Source organism: Kribbella sp. CA-245084 (assembly GCF_050942355.1).
Lineage (GTDB): Bacteria > Actinomycetota > Actinomycetes > Propionibacteriales > Kribbellaceae > Kribbella.
This window is the reverse complement of the sequence record NZ_CP192053.1, coordinates 8,574,213-8,594,154: the sequence shown is the minus strand read 5'-3', so window position 1 is coordinate 8,594,154 and position 19,942 is coordinate 8,574,213. Positions and strand designations below refer to the sequence as shown.

The window sequence follows — 19,942 nt, the reverse complement described above, 5'->3', positions numbered from 1 at the left end:
TCGTCAAGACGCTGCAGGGCAAGCGATCAGGCGAGTTCTAGGGACGGGCGGGCCGGGACCTCGCCGTACGTCGTGGTGCGCTGGCGGGCCGGGCGGCCGGCGGCGGTTGCCATCGCGGTGAGTTCGGCGATCGACTTGCGGCTGCCGTGCTTGGAGCCGGCCATCCGGCTGATGGTCTCCTCCATGAGCGTGCCGCCGATGTCGTTGACGCCGCCGTTCAGTACGGCGACGCAGCCGTCGACGCCGAGCTTCACCCACGAGCACTGGATGTTGTCGATCCGCCCGTGCAGCATGATCCGCGCCATCGCGTGCACTGCCCGGTTCTCGTCGTACGTCGGACCCGGGCGCGCGACTCCCGCGAGGTAGATCGGCGAATTCTGGTGGATGAACGGCAGCAGGACGAACTCGGTGAACCCGCCGGTCTGGTCCTGTACGGCGGCGATCGTGCGCAGATGCTGGACCCAGTGGTGCGGCGCGTCCACGTGGCCGTACATCATCGTCGAGCTGGACGGCAGGCCGACCTTGTGCGCCGTGCTGATCACCTCGATCCAGCTTGCCGTGGGCAACTTTCCCTTGGTGAGGATCCAGCGGACGTCGTCGTCGAGGATCTCGGCCGCGGTGCCGGGGATGCTGTCCAGGCCGGCCTCCTTCACCGAGATCAGGAACTCCTCGATCGACAGGCCGGTGCGGACCGAGCCGTTCACGATCTCCATCGGGGAGTATGCGTGGACGTGCATCTCCGGTACGCGATCCTTGACCGCGCGGACCAGGTCGGCGTACGCCGTGCCGGGGAGGTCGGGGTGGATACCGCCCTGCATGCAGACCTCGGTCGCGCCGATGACCCAGGCTTCCTCGGCGCGCTGACCGACTTCGTCCATCGACAGCGAGTAGGCGTCGGCGTCGGTGCGGCGCTGGGCGAACGCACAGAACCGGCAGCCGGTGTAACAGACGTTGGTGAAGTTGATGTTCCGGTTCACCACGTATGTGACGTCGTCCCCGACCGTTGCCTTACGCAAGTTGTCGGCGATCAGAGCAAGCTCGTCGAGCGCCGGCCCGGTAACCGTCATCAGCGTGAGCGCCTGGGCGTCGGAGAGCCCGGCCGGATCCCGCTCGGCAGCGGCCAGGGCCGCCTTCACCTCGGCAGAAATCCGCTCAGGGGAGGCGGAGCCGGTCCCGGCCCCGCTGGAGGCGGCTTCTGCTTCTGCCGCGCGTCGCGCCGCGACGTCCTCGCGTAGGACGTCCCAGTCGCCGTACGCCGCGTCGAAGTCGGAGCGGGTTTCGGTGCGGCGGCCCTCGGTGTCGATCGCGGTGTGGAGGTCGGTGCGGCCGACGCTGTCCCAGCCGCCGTCCGGCTCCTGCCACGGCAGGCCGACAGGCTTGGCGTCTTCACGAGCCAACCCAGAAGCCGGATCGACCAGCGCCTCGACGTGCGAGATCAGCCGCGGGTCGAGCCATGGCTCACGCAGGTACTCCGGGTGCGCCGTCAGCCGCTCACGCAGTACGAACCCCGCGTCCGCCGTCACCTTCGCCAGGTCGTCGATCTGGGGCCAGGGGCGCTCCGGGTTCACGTGGTCAGGCGTCAGCGGCGACACTCCACCGAAGTCATCAACGCCGGCGTCAAGCAGCGCACGGCATTCGGCGAGGTCGACGAGGTTCGGCGGCGCCTGCACGCGTACCCGCGGCCCGAGCACGATCCGCGTGGCCGCGATCGCGGCCAGCCACTCGTCCAGCGGTACGTCGGCGTCGTTGCGCATCGCCGTGTCCGGCTTCACCCGGAACCCCTGGATGATGACCTCCTGGATCCCGTTGTACTGCCTGGCAACGCGACGCAGCGCGAAGATCGAGTCCGCCCGCTCCGGCAGCGTCTCGCCGATCCCGATCAGCAGCCCGGTCGTGAACGGCACGTTCGACCGCCCGGCATCTTCCAGCACCCGCAGCCGAATCGCGGGGTCCTTGTCCGGCGACCCGAAGTGCGGCTGGCCCTTCTCCTCGAACAGTCGCCGCGAGGTGGTCTCGAGCATCATCCCCATGCTCGGTGCGACCGGCTTCAACCGCTGCAGGTCCTGCCACGACATGACGCCCGGGTTCAGGTGGGGCAGCAGACCGGTCTCCTCGAGGATCCGGATCGCCATCGCCCGTACGTAGTCGAGCGTGCTGTCGTATCCGGCCTCCTCCAGCCACTGCTTCGCTGCGTCCCACCGCTCCTCGGGCGCATCGCCAAGCGTGAACAGCGCCTCCTTGCAACCCAGCGCCGCGCCTTGCCGCGCAATCTCCAGCACTTCGTCCGGCGAGAGGTACGGCGAGTGCACCCGACCCGGCGTCGTCGCGAACGTGCAGTAGTGGCAGCGGTCCCGACAGAGCCGGGTCAGCGGGATGAAGACCTTCTTCGAGTACGTGATGATGCCCGCGCGGCCGGCATCGGCCAGGCCCTGGTCGCGGACGCGGGCCGCGGTCGCCATCAGGGCGGTCAGTGCGTCGCCGCTCGCGCCGAGCAGCACCTCCACCTCCGCCGGGTCGAGGGTCTTGCCGTCATCCGCACGCTTCAACGCGCGCCGCATCGCAGTACTCAAATCGTTGGCCACGAAATCCGAGCCTAAGACGGGAAAACCGATCGATCTCGCGATTCCGGGCACCAAAAACAATCCGTACAGACGTCCTGATAGTTTGCTGTTTGTGCAGGTCAGGAGGGTTACGGACGGTCGCCGGCTGCGCGGTGAGCAGCGGCGGAGCGAGCTGCTGCGCGCGACCTTGACCGTCATCGAACGCGACGGAGTCGCAGGTGTGAGCCATCGCGCGGTGGCCGCAGCGGCCGATGTCTCGGTCGCCTCGATCACGTACCACTTCCCGACGCTGGACGATCTCCTCGTCGCCGCGCTCCGCTCAGCCGCCGAGGATCTCGCCGTCGAACTGCACGGGCGAGGCAGTGAGCTCGGCGCGCGCCCGGCCGATGAGCTGGCGCGGCTCATCGAGCACAGCGTCGTACGGCGGCGTGGCCGGACGCTCGCGCTCTATGAGCTCTACCTGTACGCCGCGCGCCGGCCGGAGCTTCGCGAAACGGCTGGGGCGTGGCTGGAGCCGTTGACGGAGATCGCCCGTACGTTCACCGCGGATCCGCAGAAGGCGCGGCTGCTGGTTGCCGCCCTGGATGGGTTGCTGATGCAGGCACTGATAGGTGCGCGTGAGATTGACCAGCAGGACGTCGCGGCGCTGGTGCAGGTGCTGAGGTAGCGCACGGGCTACCTGTGGTCGGGTGCTGAGGCCAGAGTGCTGATGCAGTCGGAGCAGGTTGGCTGGGCGCATGCTGAGGTTGTCTGTCGGAGCGCTGCGGACCAGGTGGCAGTTGTTCGCCGGTGCGGTGGTCGCGGTCGCACTAGGGGTCGGGCTGGTGCAGTCCGGGTTGCAGATGCTGGCTGCGACGGATCGGCCCGTACTGCCGGCCGGGCTGCCGGCGTACCAGCGGGCTCAGGTGCGCGAGGGATACGTCGGCGCCGCGACGTTGCTGGGGATGTCGGTGATGCTGGCTGTGTTCCTGAGCGTGTTCATCGTCAGTACGACGTTCGGCTTCATGACTGTGCAGCGGCGGCGGGAGTTCGGACTGCTGCGGCTGGTGGGCGCGCAGCGGGGCTATCTGTGCCTGATGGTCGTCACCGAGGCCGGACTGCTCGGGCTGGTGGGCAGCGTGGTCGGTCTGCCACTCGGAGTGCTTGCTACGTGGGCTCAGTCGTGGTTGCTCGTGCAGCTGGGGATGCTGCCAAGCTGGTTCGAGGCGCCGTGGGATCAGGGTGCGGTGTGGGCGGCGATGATCGTCGGGGTCAGTACGGCGCTGGCCGGCGTACTCGCGGCGGCCTGGCGGGCGTCGCGGATCAACGCGCTCGAGGCGGTCGTGGAGGGATCGGCCGCACGGCGGGTGATGACGGGCTGGCGATGGTTCTGGGGGTTGTCGGCCGCGTTCGGCACGGTGCTGCTGGTGATCGCGGCGCAGGCGGCGCGGGATCTCGTTGCGGGGTTGATGATCGGGCTGGTCGTGATGATCAGCGGGTCGGTCGCGCTGAGCCAGTTGAGCCCGGTCGTCGTACCGCTCGTCGGCCGCGTTCCCGCGATCGTTGTCCGCGGCAACTTGATTGCGGATCTCGCGCGGGCCGGTGTGTTGCACGCAGTACGACGCAGTGTGGCGACCGCGGCGCCGCTGATCGTGCTCGTCGGACTGGTCGTCGGGTTGTGGGGGACGTTCGGCTCGCTGGCGAAGGCGGTCGGGGTGGAGCAGGAGCGGTTGATCACGGCGGATGTCGTCGTCGATCATGCGGTTGCGCCGGGGCCGGGGATCGTGGCGGCGTCGGCGCAGACCGCCGTACCGATCGTTGTCACGCGGCGGAAGAACACCGTGTACTCCGAGGCGATCGGGATCGATGCGGCGGCTTACCAGCAGACGCACAAGCTGCGGCCGCGGAAGGGTTCCTTGGATCGGTTGACCGGGCGGACGATCGCGATCGGGCCTGGGATGGCCGTTGAGGGTTACAAGCTCGGGTCTGTTCTCAAGGTTGCTCTTGGCAACAGAAAGATCGCGGTGAAGGTTGTGGCGATCATGCCGGAGACGCTCGACGTCAGCGAGAACTTCTTCATCCCGCGGAGCCTGCTTCCTGCCGGTGGGCGGACCGAGACGTTGGTCAAGCTCGCGCCTGGTACGACGATGGACGGCCAGACTGTTGAGGAGTGGGCCGAGGCGCGGGGCGAGGCGCAGCAGCGGAGCAACTCCGGTTTGTTCGCTGCGCTGATGGGGTTGGCGGGGATCTTCACGGCCGTCGCGGTGGTCAATGCGGTCGTGATGTCGACGGCTGATCGGCGGCGTGAGTTCACGCTGGGGCGGATGGCCGGGTTGACGCGTGGGCAGGTCGTTGCGATTGCCGTGGTGGAGTCCGCGACGGCCGTGGTGGTCGGCGTACTGCTTGGTGCTCTGGTGGCTGCGGCCGCGCTCGCCGGGATCGCGGCGGGGCCTTACGGCCTTGCTGCGTTGGCGATTCCTTGGCGGCTGCTCGGGTCGATCTTCGCGTCGGCGCTGGTCGTGGTCGGGGCGGCTGCTGCCCTCACCGCTTGGCGTGCGACGTCTCGCCGGCTCGGCACAGGCTGAGCATCACGAGGTGGTGGAACGGGCGGATCAGGTTGTAGTAGAACCGCCCGGCCGGCCGCAGGTACTGCACGAGGGTGACTACCTGGAACTTGGCCGGCCGCTCGTTGTCGGTGATGAACGCGAGGTATCCGATCAGGTGATTGTCGGAGATCTTCAGCAGTAGGTAGTGATCCTCTTCGCCGCGCATGACGGTGAAGAACGCGTCCTTCTCGCCCGGGGTGAAGCTCACCGTCTCCGGGCGCAGCTTGCGCGAATCCGGCACGGTTGCGGTCTCGAGTCGCAGTACGGTGGCGACCGCGATCCGGATGGCGAACAATCCCTTGACCCACAACGGACTGTGGCTGAGCGCACCCGCGACGAACTCCCGCAGCGTCACGTCGCCGCGCGCCGTCTTCACGTCGATCTCGTCCATGACCGGGATCAGGTCGTCGAGCTCGTGCAGGGTGGTCGGCATCGTTCGCTCCCTCTAATCGATCAGGCGGAGAGTGAGGTTGTAGATCTCACGCAGATCGGTTCGCTCGACCGGCGGCAGCACCTGCTCGGCGCCGATCAGAATCAGATACAGCAACTGCGCGTACCGATCCGGATCAACGTCCGCGCCCAGCCCGCGACACAGCTCCTTCAGGTACGCCGTGCGTGCCTCGTCCACGCGCTCCTGCGCCGCCCGCACGTCGGGATCCTGCAAGGCCCACGCCCGCACGGCAATCTCCAACGCTGCACTGTCCGGATCGGCCAGCACGAGCCGCAACAGATGCTCCAGCTTCGCCCGCGGCTTCGCGTCCTCCGCGTCGATGGTGTCGATCAGCCGGGTCGTGTACTGCGCCTCGAAGTACTCCATGAGCGCTGCCTTGAAACCGCCGGCACTCCCGAAGTGGTGGTAATACGACCCCTTCGTCACCCCGAGTTGGTCGGTCAACCGCTCGATCGTGATCGCCGGCGCCCCCTCGGTCGCCAACAACTCAAGCCCCGCATCCAACCACTCAATCCGTGTAACCACACTCAAAACATACCATACGGTTTGGTATGGTCAGCCGCCACCTCCGAGCTGCCGCGTGTGCCGGTCAGCCGCCGCGCGCCGCGCGCCGACCTGCCGGGCGTGCGACGTACAGCGGGGGTACGTACGGGGAGGCCGACGGGACGGCGGCGTGCTAGACGGCTTGCTCGGCGGCCGACGTACGGGCGGGCGCCGTGCTGAGCGGCACAACGTACGGGCGGGGCGGCGTGCCGGGTGAGCGCCGTACGGGCGGGCGGCGTGCTGGGCGGGACAGCCGCGACCATGCGTGACCTGTCCTCCAGCCGATCCGCTGCCTGGCCGTCGATTGTCGAGTCGTGGTGGATGGTTCGAGGTCGAAACCGCGAGTCGTGGATTGGGGCTGTTGGGTCCCGGCGTGTTGCGGGCCGAATCCACGACTCGGCGGCTAGGCCCGGGTGGGGGTTAGGCGTCGGCGACGGTGAGTGCTTCGGCTTCGACCTCGGAGTGGTTGGCGGGGACGCGAAGATGCGACAGCGGCTTCCAGCCGGTGGCCAGCACGCCGACCGCGAGCAGCACGGCGAAGGCGCCGACGTAGAACGGCAGCTGGATGTTGAATTCCTCGCCGAGCTTCCCGGCCAGCCACGGCGCGACCGCACCGCCGGAGAAGCGGACGAAGGAGTACGCCGCGGACGCCGTACCGCGCTCGACCGGAGCGGCCGACATCACGGCCTCGGTGATCAGCGTGTTGTTGATGCCCAGGAACAGACCGGCCACGACCACGCCGATCGCCAGCACGGCCTTGTGGTGGGCGAAGAGACCCATGACCGCGAGGTCCGCGCTGAAGAGCAGCAGCACAGTCATCGCGACCGGCAGCGTGCCGAACCGGCGCTGCAGCCGCGGCGCAACGAACACCGAGGTGAACGCGAGACACAGGCCCCAGCCGAAGAAGATCAGCCCGATCTGTCGCGCCGACATCGCCAGCGGGAACGGGGTGAACGCGAGCAGCGTGAAGAAGCCGAAGTTGTACAGCAGCGCGGTGATCGCCACCGTCGCCAGCGACCGGTGCCGCAGCGCCTTCAGCGGCTCGAGGATCGACGTACGGCGGGCTTCGGGCGGCGATGCGGGCAGCAGGAACGCGGTCGCGGCGAGCGCGATCGTCATCAGTACGGCGACGCCGAAGAACGGGCCGCGCCACGAGATCGTGCCGAGCTCACCGCCGACGAGTGGGCCGGCCGCGATGCCGACCCCGAGGGCGGCCTCGTAGAGGATGATCGCCTCGGCGACCGAACCGGCGGCCGAGTTCACGATTGTGGCGAGGGCGGTCGCGATGAAGAGCGCGTTACCGAGACCCCAGCCGGCGCGGAACGCGACGATCATGCCGATGCTGTTGGACGCGCCGGCCAGTGCGCTGAAGACGACGATGATCGCCAGGCCGATGAGCAGGGTGCGCTTGGCGCCGATCCGGCTGGAGACCGCGCCGGTGATCAGCATCGCGACCCCGATGACTGCCATGTAGCTGGTGAACAGCAGCGAGACCTGGGACGGGCTCGCGTGCAACTGCTCGGCGATCGGCTTGAGGATCGGGTCCACCAGGCCGATGCCCATGAAGGCGATCACGCAGGCGAACGCGACCGCCCAGACGGACTTGGGCTGCTTCAGAAACGATGAGTTACTCACCGGGGCGTGTCCTCCAGAGGTTCGAGGGTGAGGAGTTTGTGGATGACGGCGACCGCGGCCTGCAGCGTGGTGAGGTCCGTCGCGGAGAGTTGATGAAGCCGGGAGGCCAGAGCGACGCCGGCTTGCCGCCGGGCGCTGTTGAGCTCGGCGAGGCCGGCATCGGTGAGGCTGATCAGGCTGGCGCGGGAGTCGGCCGGGTCCGCCTCGCGGCGTACCCACCCCTGCTCTTCCAGGCGCTGGACGAGGTTGGACATCGTCGGCTGGGAGCACCGGTCGGCCTTGGCCAGCTCACTGATCCGGGCCTGTCCCAGCTCGTCGAGCCGCCCGAGCACGCGCATCGCGGCGTGCGGCAGCGTGTTCACATCGCGGGTCGCCATCCGGTTCAACCGTGACGACGCAACGACGACATCCTCGCCGAGCCGCGTCAGATCCGTAGCAATCACACTGACAAATATACATAGGAATGCTATGTATCTCCATGCGAAGTGAACGAGATCACTTGGCAACGCGGCGTAGTCGGGGGATAGTGCAGACTCCGGCTGGCTGGAGGGGGAGAACATGCCGATCGGAAAATCTGAGGGGGTACTGCGGATCGACGCCGAGACGGCGATCATCCTGCGCGAGGCGTACCACAAGATCGAGGCGCTGAATCGCAGCGACCATCACGGGCTGTACGACTATGTCCGCGCCGTGGCGTGCAAGCTCGCTCGCGTCGACACCTTCTATATCGGCTTCCTGCACGGCTCGAACCGCGTGCGCTACCCGTACGGGTACGACAGCGGCAAGTTCGACGATCCGGCGACGCACACCTACGGCCCGAACGGGCAGACGGCGTGGCTGCTCAAGCATCAGCAGACCTATCGCTTCGCCTACGACAGCGGCATGGTGCTGAACGCCGGCGTACCGTGCGGTGACACCAGCAAGCAGTCGGCCGATGCGGTCACCGTGCCGCTGTTCCGCCAGAACGGTCAGCTGCTCGGCATGATCTCGATGCAGAGCTACCAGCCGGACAGCTACGACGACAACGCAGTACGGGCGTTCGAGTGGCTCGCCGAGATGGTCGCGAGGGTGGTTGCCCGCGAGGACGAGGATCGCCGGGCGTTGCGCCTCCTCCCCGCCGGCGAGGACACCCCGAACGTGCTCACCTCCGACCACGTCATGGAGTACCTGTCGAACCAGATCGCCTTGCTGCGCATGATGGCGGCCGACGCGATGGACGCCGGTGAGATGGATGCGGCCGTGAAGGAACGGCTGGCCGGGGTGATCCGGACCGCCGAGCGCACGCAGTCCGAGCTGATCGAGATGATGCTCGACGTCGACGAAGGCCCGGAGCGTCGCTTCATCAGTCTGACCCGCGCGCAGCAAGGCGTCGCGCTACTGCTGGTCGAGGGGTACGACAACGACCAGCTCGCGACCGAGCTCGGGGTCAGTCCGAACACGGTGAAGTCCCACCTCAGCACGATTCTGCGCAAGTACGAGCTGGACAGCCGCGCGCAGGTGGCCGACGACGTACGGCGGTATCTGGCGCGCTAAGCCGCTGTCAGCGTATGGCCGGGGATGGCGGCGATCAGTTGCTTGGTGTACTCCTCGCGCGGTGAGCGGAAGATCGTGTCCGGGTCGCCGGACTCGACGATCTGTCCTGCGCTCATCACGTAGACCTGGTGGGCCACGAGTCGTACGACGGCCAGGTCGTGGCTGATGAACAGGTACGAGAGCCCCAGCTCCTCCTGCAGCGAGACCATCAGGTCGAGGATCTGTTCCTGGACGAGCACGTCCAGCGCGCTGACAGCCTCGTCCATGACCACGAGCTCCGGGTTCAACGCGAGAGCGCGCGCGATGGCGACGCGTTGCCGTTGACCGCCCGACAGTTCGTGCGGGTAGCGGTCGGCGAACGAGGCCGGCAGGGCGACCTGGTCCAGCAGGCCGGTCACTGCTTTCCGGCGGGCCGCGGCGTCGCCGATCTTGTGCACTCGCAAGGGCTCGGCCACGACCTGCCCGATGGTGTACCGCGGGTCCAGCGAACCGTACGGGTTCTGGAACACCGGTTGGACGGAACGGCGGAACGCCATCAGTTCTTTGCCTCGAAGGGTAGAGATGTCGGTCCCGCGGTAGCGCACGGTGCCGCCGTCGGCGTCCTCGAGTCGCAGCGCGAGCCGGGCGGTCGTCGACTTGCCGGACCCCGACTCGCCGACGATCGCCACCGTCTGGCCACGAGGAATGACCAGGTCGACGTTGTCGACGGCCAGGAACGGATCGCGACGGCCGCGGATGCGGTACTGCTTGACGGCGCCGGTCATCTCCAACAAGTTCTCCGACTCTGCCGCACGGACGGGCGCCACCTTCGCACTGGCCATTCCAGGTGCCGCGGCCAGCAACCGGCGGGTGTACTCGTGCTGCGGATCCGCGATGAGTTCGGCGGCCGGACCGGTCTCGACAATCTCGCCGCGATACATGACCGCGACCCGATCAGCGCGCTCCGCGGCCAGTGCGAGGTCGTGCGTGATCAGCAGTACGGCGGCGCCGAGCTCGGAAGCGAGCTGCCCCATCTGGTCCAGGACGAGACGCTGAACGGTCACGTCGAGCGCGGAGGTCGGCTCATCGGCCAGCAGTACTTCGGGCCGGCAGGCCAGCGCCATCGCGATCAGCACCCGCTGGCGCATGCCGCCGGAGAACTCGTGCGGATACTGGTGGAAACGTGCCTCGGCATCGCTGATGCCGGCCTCGCCGAGGAGCCGGACCGCCTCCGCCCGCGCGGCCTGTCCTTTGGCCAAGCCGTGTACCTCGAGTGCCTCGACGATCTGCGCCCCGATCTTCATCACCGGGTTCAGGTTCGTCATCGGGTCCTGGGGGACCAGACCGATGCGGTTGCCGCGGATGGCGGTCATACGCCTCTCGCTCGCGGCGGTCAGGTCCAGGTCGTCGAGCATGATCGTGCCGCCGGAGATCCGGCCGTTGTCGGCCAGCAACCGATTCACGCACGCGACCAGCGTGGACTTGCCGGAGCCGGACTCCCCGACGATCGCGAGAGTCTCGCCCGCGGCGACGTCCAGGCTGACGTTGCGGACGGCCTCCACCTCGCCGCGCGAGGTGGTGAAGGTGACCGACAGGTCGCGGACCTTCAGAACCAGCTCGCGAGCCGGCGCGGGGCTGGTCGTCATCGTTCCTCACTCGCGGTCGCGGACTGATCGAGCAGTTGTACGACGCCGTCCAGCAGGCAGGCGCTGATCTCGGCGCCGGTGACGAGCCGGTCCGTGGGGAACGCCGACCCCAGCGGGCCGAGGGTGCCGTACAGACGCATGGCGCCACCGGCGATCACCACGGGACGCTCGAGGCCGAGGGCGAAGTACGTGCCGGTGAATCCGCCGTGGTGGAGCAGCGTCAACGGTCCTCGAGTAGTCCGGCGGAATCCGACCGCCTGATCAGGCTGAATAGTCGTCGGTCGTGCGAATCGCTCCAACACTTCATGACCGAACAGCTCTCCACTCTGCAGAGCGGCGCCGAGACGCAGGAGATCGTCGACCGTACTGAAGAGACCGGCGTGACCGGCGACGCCGCCCAACGCATGGGCGGCGTTGCCGTCGTTGACCTCACCGCGGAGAGCTCGGTGGCGCCAACCGTCAAACGATTCAGTGGTGAAGGGAACGGCGTACGGCCGGCCGGTGGCGATCATCTGGAACTCGCAGGCGTCGCTGTCAGCACTGGTGACCGCTTGCTCAGCGGGGATCGGACCGTAGGACGCGGTGAGCGAAAGCGGCTCGGCGATCAGCTTCTGGAAGGCTTCAGCCAGGGTGAGCGTGGTGATGCGCTCGATGATGAGTCCGGCCAGGATCAGGCCGAGGTCGGAGTACTTCCAGGTAGTGCCCGGTGCAGCGACGAGAGGTAATCGGTGCAGGGCGGTGTCGCGGTCGCCGGGTTCGCAGTACAGCGGCCACCAAGGTTGTAGTCCGGCTGTGTGCGTCAGCAACTGTTCGACGGTGGCATCGCCGACGAAGTGCGGCAGGTACCGCTGGGCCGGTGCTTCCAGGTCCAGTTGGCCTTGGGCGACCAAGCACATGCCGAGCGTCGTCGTTGAGGCAACTTTCGTCACCGAGGCAAGGTCCAGGGCCAACGAGCGGGTCATCGGGACACCGACCGTCCCCGGACCAGGCAGCACTGCCCACCCTCCGGCCCGTACGTCGCTCTCCGAACCGATGCGGACTCCGGCGATGGCGCTTGCGGGTCGGTGGCGCTCGTCGCCGAGTCCGAGCAGCCGGTCGACGACGTCGCCGAGCGCGGTCATCGACGGCCCCCGGACCTGGGGTCGAGCGCGGCGCGGAGGCTGTCGCCGAGAAGGTTGAGACCGATGACTGCCACGATCAGCGCGATGCCCGGGAACAGCAGCATCCACGGCGCGACGCTCGACAGCGTCTGGGCGTCGTACACCATGCCGCCGAGGGACGCGGCCGGCGGCGGCGTACCGAAGCCGAGGAAGCTCAGCGAGGCCTCGGTCAGGATCGCCCACGACAGCGACAGGGTGACTTGGACGACCAGGATGCCGCGCATGTTGGGGAGGACGTGCTCGAACAAGGTCGAGAACCGGCTGCGGCCGATCGCGGTCGAGGCCAGCACGTAGTCGGCGGTGCGCAGCGTCAGTACGGGCCCGCGCGCGACGCGGGCGAAGATCGGCAGGTAGACGATGGCGATCGAGATGCTGACCGTCAACCAGTTGCGCTTCAGCGTCGCGGCCAGGGCGAGCGCCAGCAGCAGCGACGGGAAGGCGAACAGGACGTTGGTGATGACGCCGACGATTCGGTCGACGACTCCTTGGTAGTAGCCGCCGAGAACGCCGAGCACAGTCCCCGCGATCGCGGCCGCGGCCACCGAGACGATTGCTATCCGCAACGAGTTCGCCAGTCCGGACGAGACCCGCGAGAAGATGTCCCGGCCGAACTGGTCGGTGCCGAACAAGTGACCCGAGCCGGGAGCCTTGAGTGAGTCTGCGACGTTCTGATGCGCAGGGTCGTTCGGCGTGAGGCCGAACAGCGACAGCAGTGCGACGACGAGAACGAGCAGCATCAGGACAACGCCGACGATGCCGGCCGGGGTCCGGAAGGCCGCCAACCATGCGCGCTTACGCCGCGTCGCGTCGATCGGGACGTCAGGAACGTTGTTGAGCTCGGTCGCTGCGCTCATCGGACCCGCGCCTTCGGGTCGACGACGCGGTAGACGAGGTCGGTGAGCAGGTTCACCAGCACGAACATCGTCGCGATGATCAGCACAGTGCTCTGTACGACGGCGTACTCCTTCTGGGTGAGGCCGAGCAGGACCTGCCGGCCGATCCCCGGGATCGCGAAGATCTGCTCGGCCACCAGGGCGCCGCCCAGCAGGAAGCCGAACTGCAGGCCGGTCATCGTCACCACCGGGATGAGGGCGTTGCGCAGAATGTGCCTGGTCTGCAGACGTCGCTCGGGCACGCCCTTGGCTCGGGCCGTCCGGACGTAGTCCTCGGCGCGGATGGCCAGGATCGCGGTCCGCGTGGTCTGCAGGACGGGCGGAGCGATGCTGATTCCGAGCACGAGGACGGGCAGGATCATCTGCTGCAGGTTCAGGCCGGGGTTCTGGGCGAGTGTGCGGAACCCCTCGCCGTTGGGGTACCAGCCGAAGTTGTTGGCCAGCCAGCTGGCCAGGACGGTGGCCAGCAGGAACGACGGAACGGACAACGCCAGCAGACTGCTCAACTGCGTGAGGTTGTCCCGAGACTTGCCCGGACGGCTCGCGGCGAGCACACCCAGCGGCACACCTAGGAGAAGACCGACCAGGATCGACAGTACGGCCAGCTCGATGGTGTTCGGCAACGCCTGCGCGGTCAGCTGCGCCACGCTGACGTGCGAGGTAGTGGAAACGCCGAGGTTGCCGGTCAGCACCCCGCGAAGCCAGTCGAAGTACTGGACCGGCAGTGACTTGTCGAGACCGTAGTACGCCTCGAGGGACCGGACCTGCTCCGGCGACAGCTCACCGGCGGCTGTTCCGTACGACGCGGTGATCTGGTTGCCTGGGACAACGCGCAGGAGTACGAACGTCAGTACGGACACACCCACCAGCGTCAGGACGGCCTCACCGACCCGCCGGGTAATGGGGTGACGGAGGTACATCATCAGGACAGCGAGGCTTTCCAGAGCGTCGACAGGCTCGCGTCGCTGCGCGCCTCGAAGTTCTTGACCTTCGTGTTGACCGCGATGAATTCCTTCGGCGTGAACAGCCAGACCCAGGCCGCGTTGTTCACGAGCTGGTCCGACAGCTGCTTGTAGATCGTCTGCCGCTTAGCGGTATCGGTGGTGGCGATACCTTCGGCGAACAGCTTGTCGAGCTCCGGCGAGCTGTAGCCGGCCACCTTGTTGTAGCTGCCGGTGGACGTGAAGTACCGGGCGTACATGGTGTTCGGGTCGGCGCTGCCGCCGTTCTGCGCGATGGCGGCCTCGAAGTCACCCGCGAGCCACTTCTGCACGTAGGTGTTCGAGTCCAGTGTCTGCACATTGACCTTGATGCCGACCTTGCCGAGCTGGGCCTGGACGTTCTGGGCCTCGTTCACCGCGGTCGAGTACAGGCCCTGCGAAGTGATCAGGTTCAGCGCGAAGCCGCCGGGCTTGCCCGCCTTGGCCAGGTAGTCCTTCGCCTTCGCGAGATCCTGCGTCGCGCACGGCTGGGCATTCGGGTCGGACTTGAACTCGGGGGAGGTGATCGGGCCGGTGATGTCGCCCGCGCCGAGCGCGGCCGAGTCGACCACCTCCTTGCGGGCGATCGCGCACTGGATCGCCAGCCGGGCGTTGACGTTGGCCAGTACCGGAGCGGCCGCCCGGAGCTGAAGCACGTGGTACTGCAGTGAGGAGACGGTGTCGACCTGGACCTTGTCCGACGTCGCGGTCTTGGCCGTCACGGGGTTGTCGAAGACCGCCACGTCGACCGATCCGGTCTTCAGCGCCGAGACCATCGACTGGTCGTCGGGAATGATGCGGAACTCCAGCTTGGCCGCGCCGGGCTTGCCGCCGGCGAAGTCCGGATTGCGTTGCAGGCTGATCGACTCGTTCGGCGTCCGCTCGACGAACTGATAGGGGCCGGAGCCGACCGGCTTCGTCTCCAGGCTGTCGACCGCGACGTCCGACGGAACGATCCCGGTGTTCACCCCGGTCAGCCCGACGGGGAACGATGCGTCCGGCTTCTTCAGCTTGACCACGACGGTGTTCGGATCCGGCGCCTGGACGCCGGCGACCGACGCGAAGTACGACCTCGAGCTGGCCTTGGAATCAGGGTCCATGATCTTGTCGAAGGTGTACTTCACGTCGGTGGCGTCGAGCGCGGAGCCGTTGGTGAACTTCAGGCCCTTCTTCAGGGCGAAGGTGTACGTCATGCCGTCGGCGGAGATCTTCGGGAGCTCCGCCAGGCCGGCGATCGGATTGTGGTCCGCGTCGGTGTCCAGCAGGGTCGAGTAGACCTGCGAGAGCACCTGGATCGACTGTTCGGAGGTGCTGGTCCACGGGACCATCTGCGTCGGATCCGCGGTGATGCCGAAGACCAGCGTGGAGTCGGAGCCGGCCGACCCGGAGCCCTGGGACGCGTTGCCTGAGCACCCTGCGACCAGCAGGGTGGCGGTGGCAACCGCGGCGCCGGCACTGAGCGCGCGACGGCCGGTGCGGCTGACCTTGTACACGGGGGCCTCCTTGGCATCGGGTGTGTCGACCCTAGGTCAATTTCTTACCAGACTCGAACTCTGTCCGGCGATCAACTCACCACGGCGGTGCCGGTACTGGTACGGAACAGACGCTTGGGGATCGGACCGCGGTGCAGGATGTGCGGGATGTCGGCCCAGGGATACAGCGGCTCGGTCGCGTTGAGGTTGCGGAGGCGGTGGAGGGCCTTCTCGGACGGGGTGGCGAGCGCGGCGGCGGCGTCGGCGGAGTACGGGATGAAGTCCTCGGGCGGTTGCGGGCGCTGCTCGGGGTCGTGGCGTTTGAGCAGGATGCAGGTCCTGGCCGGGTCGAGGAGCTCGGCGTCGAGCGTCCAGTACTTGAGTACGGCGGGGCCGATCCGGCCGGACTCGTGCAGTGCCTCGAAGATCGGGGCCGGGTGGACCGGTGACAGGAACACGACGTCGGCCCAGGTGCAGTCGAGCGGGTAGACCGGGGCGTTCACGCGGTGCGGTCGATCGGCGTACTTCGCGAAATGGCGTTCGTACAGGTCGGGGTAGTGCACGCGCAGGTCGTTGAGGGGCAGGATGTCGTCACCGCGGATTTCGCCGGCGGCTTTGTAGAGAGTCGTCATACGAAAAAGCCTCCGCACACGGGAACCGTGTCGGAGGCTTCCTATTAATTATAAGGGATTCCCGATGGTCAAAGCCATCCTTGGCAGCACGGTGTTCTTCTTCGCGGCGCCGTGTGTGGTCGGCGGCGTGCTGCCGTGGTGGATCAGCGGCTGGGCGGCGCCGAGGTTCTGGCCCGGCTTCGTGATCGTGGCGGCGGGCGCGTTCGTCGTACTGCGAGCCTTTGTCCGCTTCGTCCGGGAAGGCCGCGGTACGCCGGCACCGGTCGCGCCGACGGAGGAGCTCGTGGTCGGCGGTGACTACCGCTTCGTCCGCAACCCGATGTACGTCGGCGTGGTGGCCGCGATCCTCGGGCAGGCGCTCCTCTTCCTCGACTGGCGGGTCCTGCTGTACGGCGTGATCGCGTGGGCCGTGATGGCCACCTTCGTGAAGGCCTACGAGGAACCGGTCCTCCACGAGCAGTACGGCCGTCAGTACGACGACTACCGCGAAAAAGTACCAGCGTGGATCCCACGTCTCCGGCTACGCTGAGCTTTGCAGTGCTGCAAAGTTGCAGGGTTAATAGTTTGCACTGACTGCAAGTTTTTCTTACCCTCGATGGTGTGAGGGCTGAGGGTGGGTTGCGGGAGCGCAAGAAGCTGCAGACGCGGGCGGCGTTGGCCGACGCCGCGTTGCGGCTGGCGTTGGAGAAGGGGCCGGATCACGTCACGGTCGAGGAGATCGCCGAGGCGGCGGACGTCTCGGTGCGGACCTTCTTCAATTACTTCCCGCACAAGGAGCATGCGATCCTCGGGCGCAATCCCGAGCACCTCGCGCGGGCGCTGGACCGGATGCGGACCGCGCCCGCCGAGGAGTCGCCGCTGACCACGATGTGGCACATCGTCCACGACGTACTGCGCGACCTGGAGAGCGACGGCGAGCTGTCCCGCCGGGGCGAGCTGATCATGAGCTCCCCGACCCTGCTGTACCAGCTGATGCTGTCGAGTTTCGACGACGAGCGGCAGCTCACCGCGGCCCTCTCGGAGCGGATGGGCGAACCGGCCGGCTCGACCCGGCCGGCGCTGATCGTCAGCTCGGCCGGCGCCGCCTGCCGGGTGGCGATGGAGCTGCACAAGGCCGCCCCCGGCCGCCCGGTCCACGAGTTCGTCCGCGAAGGCTTCCAACTACTTGCCCAAGGCATCGACCCTGCCTTCGGGCCCGACAAGAAGAAAGGTCAACCATGACGACGACGTCATCCACGCCGGATCCGGCGACGGGTGAGGCCACCGTTGCACTCACCCCGCGGCAGACCGTGCAGGCGATGTCCGGTCTGATGATGGGGCTGTTCGTGGCCATCCTGGCCGGCACCATCGTGTCGACCGCGCTGCCGCGGATCATCCACGACCTGGGTGCGAGCCAATCGTCGTACACCTGGGTCGTCACGCTCGAGCTGTTGACGATGACGGCCACCGTGCCGTTGTGGGGCAAGCTGGCCGACCTCTACAACAACAAGCTGCTCGTCCAGCTGTCGCTGAGCTTCTTCGTGGTCGGTTCGCTGGTTGCGGGCTTCGCGCCGAACATCGAAGTACTGCTCGGCAGCCGGGTCCTGCAGGGTCTCGGCGGCGGCGGTCTGACCGCGCTCGTGCAGATCGTGATGGCGGCGATCATCCCGCCGCGTGAGCTCGGGCGGTACTCCGGCATCTTCGGCGCGATCTTCGCGTCGGCGACCGTCGGCGGACCGTTGCTCGGCGGCTTCCTGGTCGACTCGCCGCTCGGCTGGCGGGCCTGCTTCCTCGTCGGCGTCCCGTTCGTGCTCGCGGCGATCATCCTGCTGCAGCGCACGTTGAAGCTGCCGACCGTACGACGGCAGGTGAAGATCGACTGGTGGGGCGCGGTCCTGATCATGGGCGGCGTGAGCACGTTGCTGGTGTGGTCCTCGTTCGCCGGCAACAAGTTCGACTGGGTCTCCGGCTGGAGCTTCGGACTGGTCGGCGCGGCGCTGGTCGTGCTTGTGGCCGCGGTGCTGGTCGAGCGCCGGCACCCCGAGCCGATCATCCCGATGGACCTGTTCCGCAACCGCACGGTGACGCTGTCGATCATCGCCAGTGCGCTGGTCGGTGTGTCGATGTTCGGCGGCTCGGTGTTCCTCGCGCAGTACTTCCAGATCGCGCAGGGCTACTCGCCGACCAAGGCCGGTCTGATGAGCCTGCCGCTGATCATCGGCATGATGGTCGCGTCGACGATCGCCGGTGGGCTGATCACGAAGTACGGGCGGTGGAAGATCTACCTCGTCATCGGCAGCGTGCTGCTGCCGATCGGGCTGGCGCTGTTCGGCACGATCGACGCGCACACGTCGAAGTACATGCTGTGGGCGTTCATGCTGGTGCTCGGTGTCGGCATCGGTCTGGTCATGCAGAACCTGGTGCTGGCCGCGCAGAACGACGTACCGGCTCGGGAGCTGGGTGCCGCCACGTCGGCGGTGAGTTTCTTCCGCAGCATGGGCGGCACGATCGGCGTCAGCGTGCTCGGCGCGATCCTGGCCAACAAGGTCACCGAGACGCTGAACCCGGGTGGTACGTCGTCCGGCGGCGGCAGCGCAGTACCGAACATCAAGGACCTGCCGGAGCAGGTCCGAACGGTCGTCGAGAACGCGTACGGCGACGCGACGGCCGACCTGTTCATGATGTCGGTGCCGTTCGCGATCCTCGCGCTGGTCGCCGTCCTCTTCATCAAGGAGAAGGCGCTACTGACCACATCCGGAGCCGAGCGCCGCGCCGCCGAGGAGCCTGACAAACTGGACGCATGATCGTCGCTTTCAGCATCAGCCCGTCGGCCGGTGACGAGACCGGGGGTGTGAGCGAGGCGGTGGCCGAGGCCATCCGCGTCGTCCGCGCCTCCGGTCTTCCCAACGAGACCAACGCGATGTTCACGAACATCGAAGGCGAGTGGGACGAGGTGATGGCCGTCGTCAAACAGGCCGTCGACGCGGTCGCCGCCGTCTCACCCCGCGTAAGCCTCGTCCTCAAGGCCGACATCCGCCCCGGCTACACCGGCCAACTAACTGCCAAGGTCAACCGCATCGAACAGGCACTAGCGGACTGAGTTCAGTACGCCGAGGACGTTGGCGTAGCGGTTTTCGCGTTCGGCGTGGCGGAGGAAGTGGACTCGGTTGACGAGGATCTCGTCGGCGTCGGGGTGTTGCTGGAGGAGGGTCATCGTTTCGTTGATGTAGTCGTCCAGGGGCATCGCGTGGTCGTCGTTCTCCTGGTTCATCAGGGTGGTTTGGACGGCGGGCGGGACGACCTCGATCACCTGGATGCCGGTGTCGGCGAGCTGGATGCGCAGGCTTTGGGTGTAGCTGTGGATCGCGGCCTTCGTGGCGCTGTACGTCGGCGTGACCGTCAGCGGCACCGAGGCGAGACCCGACGAAACGGTCAGGATCACCGGATCGGTCTGCTGCAGCAGGTACGGCGTGAACGTGGCGATCGTGCGGATCGTGCCGAGCAGGTTGATCTCGATCGTCTGCTCCGCGGTCGGGAGGTGACCGGGGTCGCGAAGGTTCTCGATCTGCATGATGCCGGCCATCGTGACGAGCACGTTGACGTCGTGGGAGCCGGTCACCTTCTCGAAGGCGGCCGTGATCGAGGCCGGGTCGGCGACGTCGAGGTAGATACCCTCGATCCCGTCCTCGGCGGCGATCGTGTCGAGCAGCTCCTGACGGCGGCCGCTGATGATCACGGTGTTCCCGAGGTCGCGGAACCGGCGGGCGAGCTCGAGGCCGATACCCGACGTACCGCCGGTCATGAAGATCGTGTTCCCTGTGGTTTTCATGTCTCCAGCCTGCGACCGGATGCCGATGGCAACCAGGCCGCGCTCAGCCACTGCTCCGCAAGCA

The 19,942-nt window shown here is 67.4% G+C and carries 19 protein-coding genes; 7 read left to right on the top strand and 12 right to left on the bottom strand.

What is annotated here, in order from left to right:
• Positions 1–26: 26 nt before the first annotated feature.
• A complete protein-coding gene (locus ACQPYH_RS41270; protein ID WP_432894629.1) occupies positions 27–2,558 on the bottom strand; it encodes a bifunctional FO biosynthesis protein CofGH in 2,532 nt (843 codons plus the stop codon).
• Between the two features lie 115 nt (positions 2,559–2,673).
• Here ACQPYH_RS41270 and ACQPYH_RS41265 point away from each other — a divergent pair, with 115 nt between their 5' ends.
• Entirely contained in the window at positions 2,674–3,228 is a 555-nt protein-coding gene (locus ACQPYH_RS41265; RefSeq protein WP_432883234.1) for a TetR/AcrR family transcriptional regulator, read from the top strand.
• Between the two features lie 70 nt (positions 3,229–3,298).
• On the top strand, positions 3,299–5,125 hold the full coding sequence (locus ACQPYH_RS41260) for an ABC transporter permease (RefSeq protein ID WP_432883232.1): 1,827 nt from the start codon (positions 3,299–3,301) through the stop codon (positions 5,123–5,125).
• Here the strand turns inward: ACQPYH_RS41260 and ACQPYH_RS41255 are convergent.
• From ACQPYH_RS41255 to ACQPYH_RS41240, 4 genes are all read right to left on the bottom strand, one after another.
• Positions 5,082–5,579, bottom strand: a complete 498-nt coding sequence (locus ACQPYH_RS41255; RefSeq protein WP_432883230.1) for a DUF2867 domain-containing protein — start codon at positions 5,577–5,579, stop codon at positions 5,082–5,084. The two genes, ACQPYH_RS41260 and ACQPYH_RS41255, sit on opposite strands and share 44 nt — an antisense overlap.
• 12 nt (positions 5,580–5,591) lie before the next feature.
• Positions 5,592–6,122 carry a TetR/AcrR family transcriptional regulator gene (locus ACQPYH_RS41250; RefSeq protein WP_432883227.1) on the bottom strand — a complete coding sequence of 177 codons (531 nt, stop codon included), beginning with the start codon at positions 6,120–6,122 and terminating at the stop codon, positions 5,592–5,594.
• Between the two features lie 438 nt (positions 6,123–6,560).
• Complete coding sequence (locus tag ACQPYH_RS41245) at positions 6,561–7,775, bottom strand: MFS transporter (protein ID WP_432883224.1); 1,215 nt, start codon at positions 7,773–7,775, stop codon at positions 6,561–6,563.
• Positions 7,772–8,218: a MarR family winged helix-turn-helix transcriptional regulator gene (locus ACQPYH_RS41240; RefSeq protein WP_432883222.1), complete on the bottom strand. Its 447-nt coding sequence runs from the start codon at positions 8,216–8,218 to the stop codon at positions 7,772–7,774. The genes ACQPYH_RS41245 and ACQPYH_RS41240 overlap by 4 nt, the downstream gene beginning before the upstream one ends.
• Positions 8,219–8,333: 115 nt before the next feature.
• Between ACQPYH_RS41240 and ACQPYH_RS41235 the strand changes: the two genes are divergently transcribed.
• Positions 8,334–9,308, top strand: a complete 975-nt coding sequence (locus ACQPYH_RS41235; protein ID WP_432883220.1) for a LuxR C-terminal-related transcriptional regulator — start codon at positions 8,334–8,336, stop codon at positions 9,306–9,308.
• Here ACQPYH_RS41235 and ACQPYH_RS41230 read toward each other — a convergent pair.
• The 6 genes from ACQPYH_RS41230 to ACQPYH_RS41205 all read right to left on the bottom strand — a co-directional run bounded on the left by ACQPYH_RS41230 (position 9,305) and on the right by ACQPYH_RS41205 (position 16,070).
• Positions 9,305–10,933 (bottom strand): ABC transporter ATP-binding protein, encoded by a 1,629-nt coding sequence (locus ACQPYH_RS41230; RefSeq protein WP_432883218.1) that lies wholly within the window; start codon positions 10,931–10,933, stop codon positions 9,305–9,307. The genes ACQPYH_RS41235 and ACQPYH_RS41230 overlap by 4 nt on opposite strands.
• Positions 10,930–12,054, bottom strand: coding sequence for a serine hydrolase domain-containing protein (locus ACQPYH_RS41225; protein WP_432883215.1), 1,125 nt, complete (start codon positions 12,052–12,054; stop codon positions 10,930–10,932). The genes ACQPYH_RS41230 and ACQPYH_RS41225 overlap by 4 nt, the downstream gene beginning before the upstream one ends.
• On the bottom strand, positions 12,051–12,947 hold the full coding sequence (locus tag ACQPYH_RS41220; protein ID WP_432883213.1) for an ABC transporter permease: 897 nt from the start codon (positions 12,945–12,947) through the stop codon (positions 12,051–12,053). The genes ACQPYH_RS41225 and ACQPYH_RS41220 overlap by 4 nt, the downstream gene beginning before the upstream one ends.
• Entirely contained in the window at positions 12,944–13,909 is a 966-nt protein-coding gene (locus ACQPYH_RS41215) for an ABC transporter permease (protein ID WP_432883210.1), read from the bottom strand. Before ACQPYH_RS41215 ends, ACQPYH_RS41220 begins: the two co-directional genes overlap by 4 nt.
• Positions 13,909–15,459: an ABC transporter substrate-binding protein gene (locus ACQPYH_RS41210; protein ID WP_432883208.1), complete on the bottom strand. Its 1,551-nt coding sequence runs from the start codon at positions 15,457–15,459 to the stop codon at positions 13,909–13,911. The genes ACQPYH_RS41215 and ACQPYH_RS41210 overlap by 1 nt, the downstream gene beginning before the upstream one ends.
• Positions 15,460–15,530: 71 nt before the next feature.
• Positions 15,531–16,070: a hypothetical protein gene (locus tag ACQPYH_RS41205; protein ID WP_432883205.1), complete on the bottom strand. Its 540-nt coding sequence runs from the start codon at positions 16,068–16,070 to the stop codon at positions 15,531–15,533.
• A 64-nt stretch (positions 16,071–16,134) separates the two neighbouring features.
• Between ACQPYH_RS41205 and ACQPYH_RS41200 the strand changes: the two genes are divergently transcribed.
• The 4 genes from ACQPYH_RS41200 (at position 16,135) to ACQPYH_RS41185 (ending at position 19,149) form a co-directional block, all read left to right on the top strand.
• Positions 16,135–16,599 (top strand): methyltransferase family protein, encoded by a 465-nt coding sequence (locus ACQPYH_RS41200; RefSeq protein ID WP_432883202.1) that lies wholly within the window; start codon positions 16,135–16,137, stop codon positions 16,597–16,599.
• 71 nt (positions 16,600–16,670) lie between these two features.
• Positions 16,671–17,291 carry a TetR family transcriptional regulator gene (locus tag ACQPYH_RS41195; protein WP_432883200.1) on the top strand — a complete coding sequence of 207 codons (621 nt, stop codon included), beginning with the start codon at positions 16,671–16,673 and terminating at the stop codon, positions 17,289–17,291.
• Positions 17,288–18,853 (top strand): MDR family MFS transporter, encoded by a 1,566-nt coding sequence (locus ACQPYH_RS41190; RefSeq protein WP_432883198.1) that lies wholly within the window; start codon positions 17,288–17,290, stop codon positions 18,851–18,853. Before ACQPYH_RS41195 ends, ACQPYH_RS41190 begins: the two co-directional genes overlap by 4 nt.
• Positions 18,850–19,149, top strand: a complete 300-nt coding sequence (locus tag ACQPYH_RS41185) for a thiamine-binding protein (protein ID WP_432883196.1) — start codon at positions 18,850–18,852, stop codon at positions 19,147–19,149. The genes ACQPYH_RS41190 and ACQPYH_RS41185 overlap by 4 nt, the downstream gene beginning before the upstream one ends.
• Here the strand turns inward: ACQPYH_RS41185 and ACQPYH_RS41180 are convergent.
• Positions 19,138–19,878: an SDR family oxidoreductase gene (locus tag ACQPYH_RS41180; protein WP_432883194.1), complete on the bottom strand. Its 741-nt coding sequence runs from the start codon at positions 19,876–19,878 to the stop codon at positions 19,138–19,140. The two genes, ACQPYH_RS41185 and ACQPYH_RS41180, sit on opposite strands and share 12 nt — an antisense overlap.
• Between the last annotated feature and the right edge of the window lie 64 nt (positions 19,879–19,942).

What these genes read in the sequence shown, in the direction of transcription:
- ACQPYH_RS41220 (WP_432883213.1), bottom strand. Translation starts at nt 12,947, where the DNA reads ATGAGCGCAGCGACCGAGCTCAACAACGTTCCTGACGTCCCGATCGAC.
- ACQPYH_RS41205 (WP_432883205.1), bottom strand. Translation starts at nt 16,070, where the DNA reads ATGACGACTCTCTACAAAGCCGCCGGCGAAATCCGCGGTGACGACATC.
- ACQPYH_RS41225 (WP_432883215.1), bottom strand. Translation starts at nt 12,054, where the DNA reads ATGACCGCGCTCGGCGACGTCGTCGACCGGCTGCTCGGACTCGGCGAC.
- ACQPYH_RS41190 (WP_432883198.1), top strand. Translation starts at nt 17,288, where the DNA reads ATGACGACGACGTCATCCACGCCGGATCCGGCGACGGGTGAGGCCACC.
- ACQPYH_RS41260 (WP_432883232.1), top strand. Translation starts at nt 3,299, where the DNA reads ATGCTGAGGTTGTCTGTCGGAGCGCTGCGGACCAGGTGGCAGTTGTTC.
- ACQPYH_RS41255 (WP_432883230.1), bottom strand. Translation starts at nt 5,579, where the DNA reads ATGCCGACCACCCTGCACGAGCTCGACGACCTGATCCCGGTCATGGAC.
- ACQPYH_RS41200 (WP_432883202.1), top strand. Translation starts at nt 16,135, where the DNA reads ATGGTCAAAGCCATCCTTGGCAGCACGGTGTTCTTCTTCGCGGCGCCG.
- ACQPYH_RS41180 (WP_432883194.1), bottom strand. Translation starts at nt 19,878, where the DNA reads ATGAAAACCACAGGGAACACGATCTTCATGACCGGCGGTACGTCGGGT.
- ACQPYH_RS41235 (WP_432883220.1), top strand. Translation starts at nt 8,334, where the DNA reads ATGCCGATCGGAAAATCTGAGGGGGTACTGCGGATCGACGCCGAGACG.
- ACQPYH_RS41185 (WP_432883196.1), top strand. Translation starts at nt 18,850, where the DNA reads ATGATCGTCGCTTTCAGCATCAGCCCGTCGGCCGGTGACGAGACCGGG.
- ACQPYH_RS41215 (WP_432883210.1), bottom strand. Translation starts at nt 13,909, where the DNA reads ATGATGTACCTCCGTCACCCCATTACCCGGCGGGTCGGTGAGGCCGTC.
- ACQPYH_RS41270 (WP_432894629.1), bottom strand. Translation starts at nt 2,558, where the DNA reads ATGCGGCGCGCGTTGAAGCGTGCGGATGACGGCAAGACCCTCGACCCG.
- ACQPYH_RS41230 (WP_432883218.1), bottom strand. Translation starts at nt 10,933, where the DNA reads ATGACGACCAGCCCCGCGCCGGCTCGCGAGCTGGTTCTGAAGGTCCGC.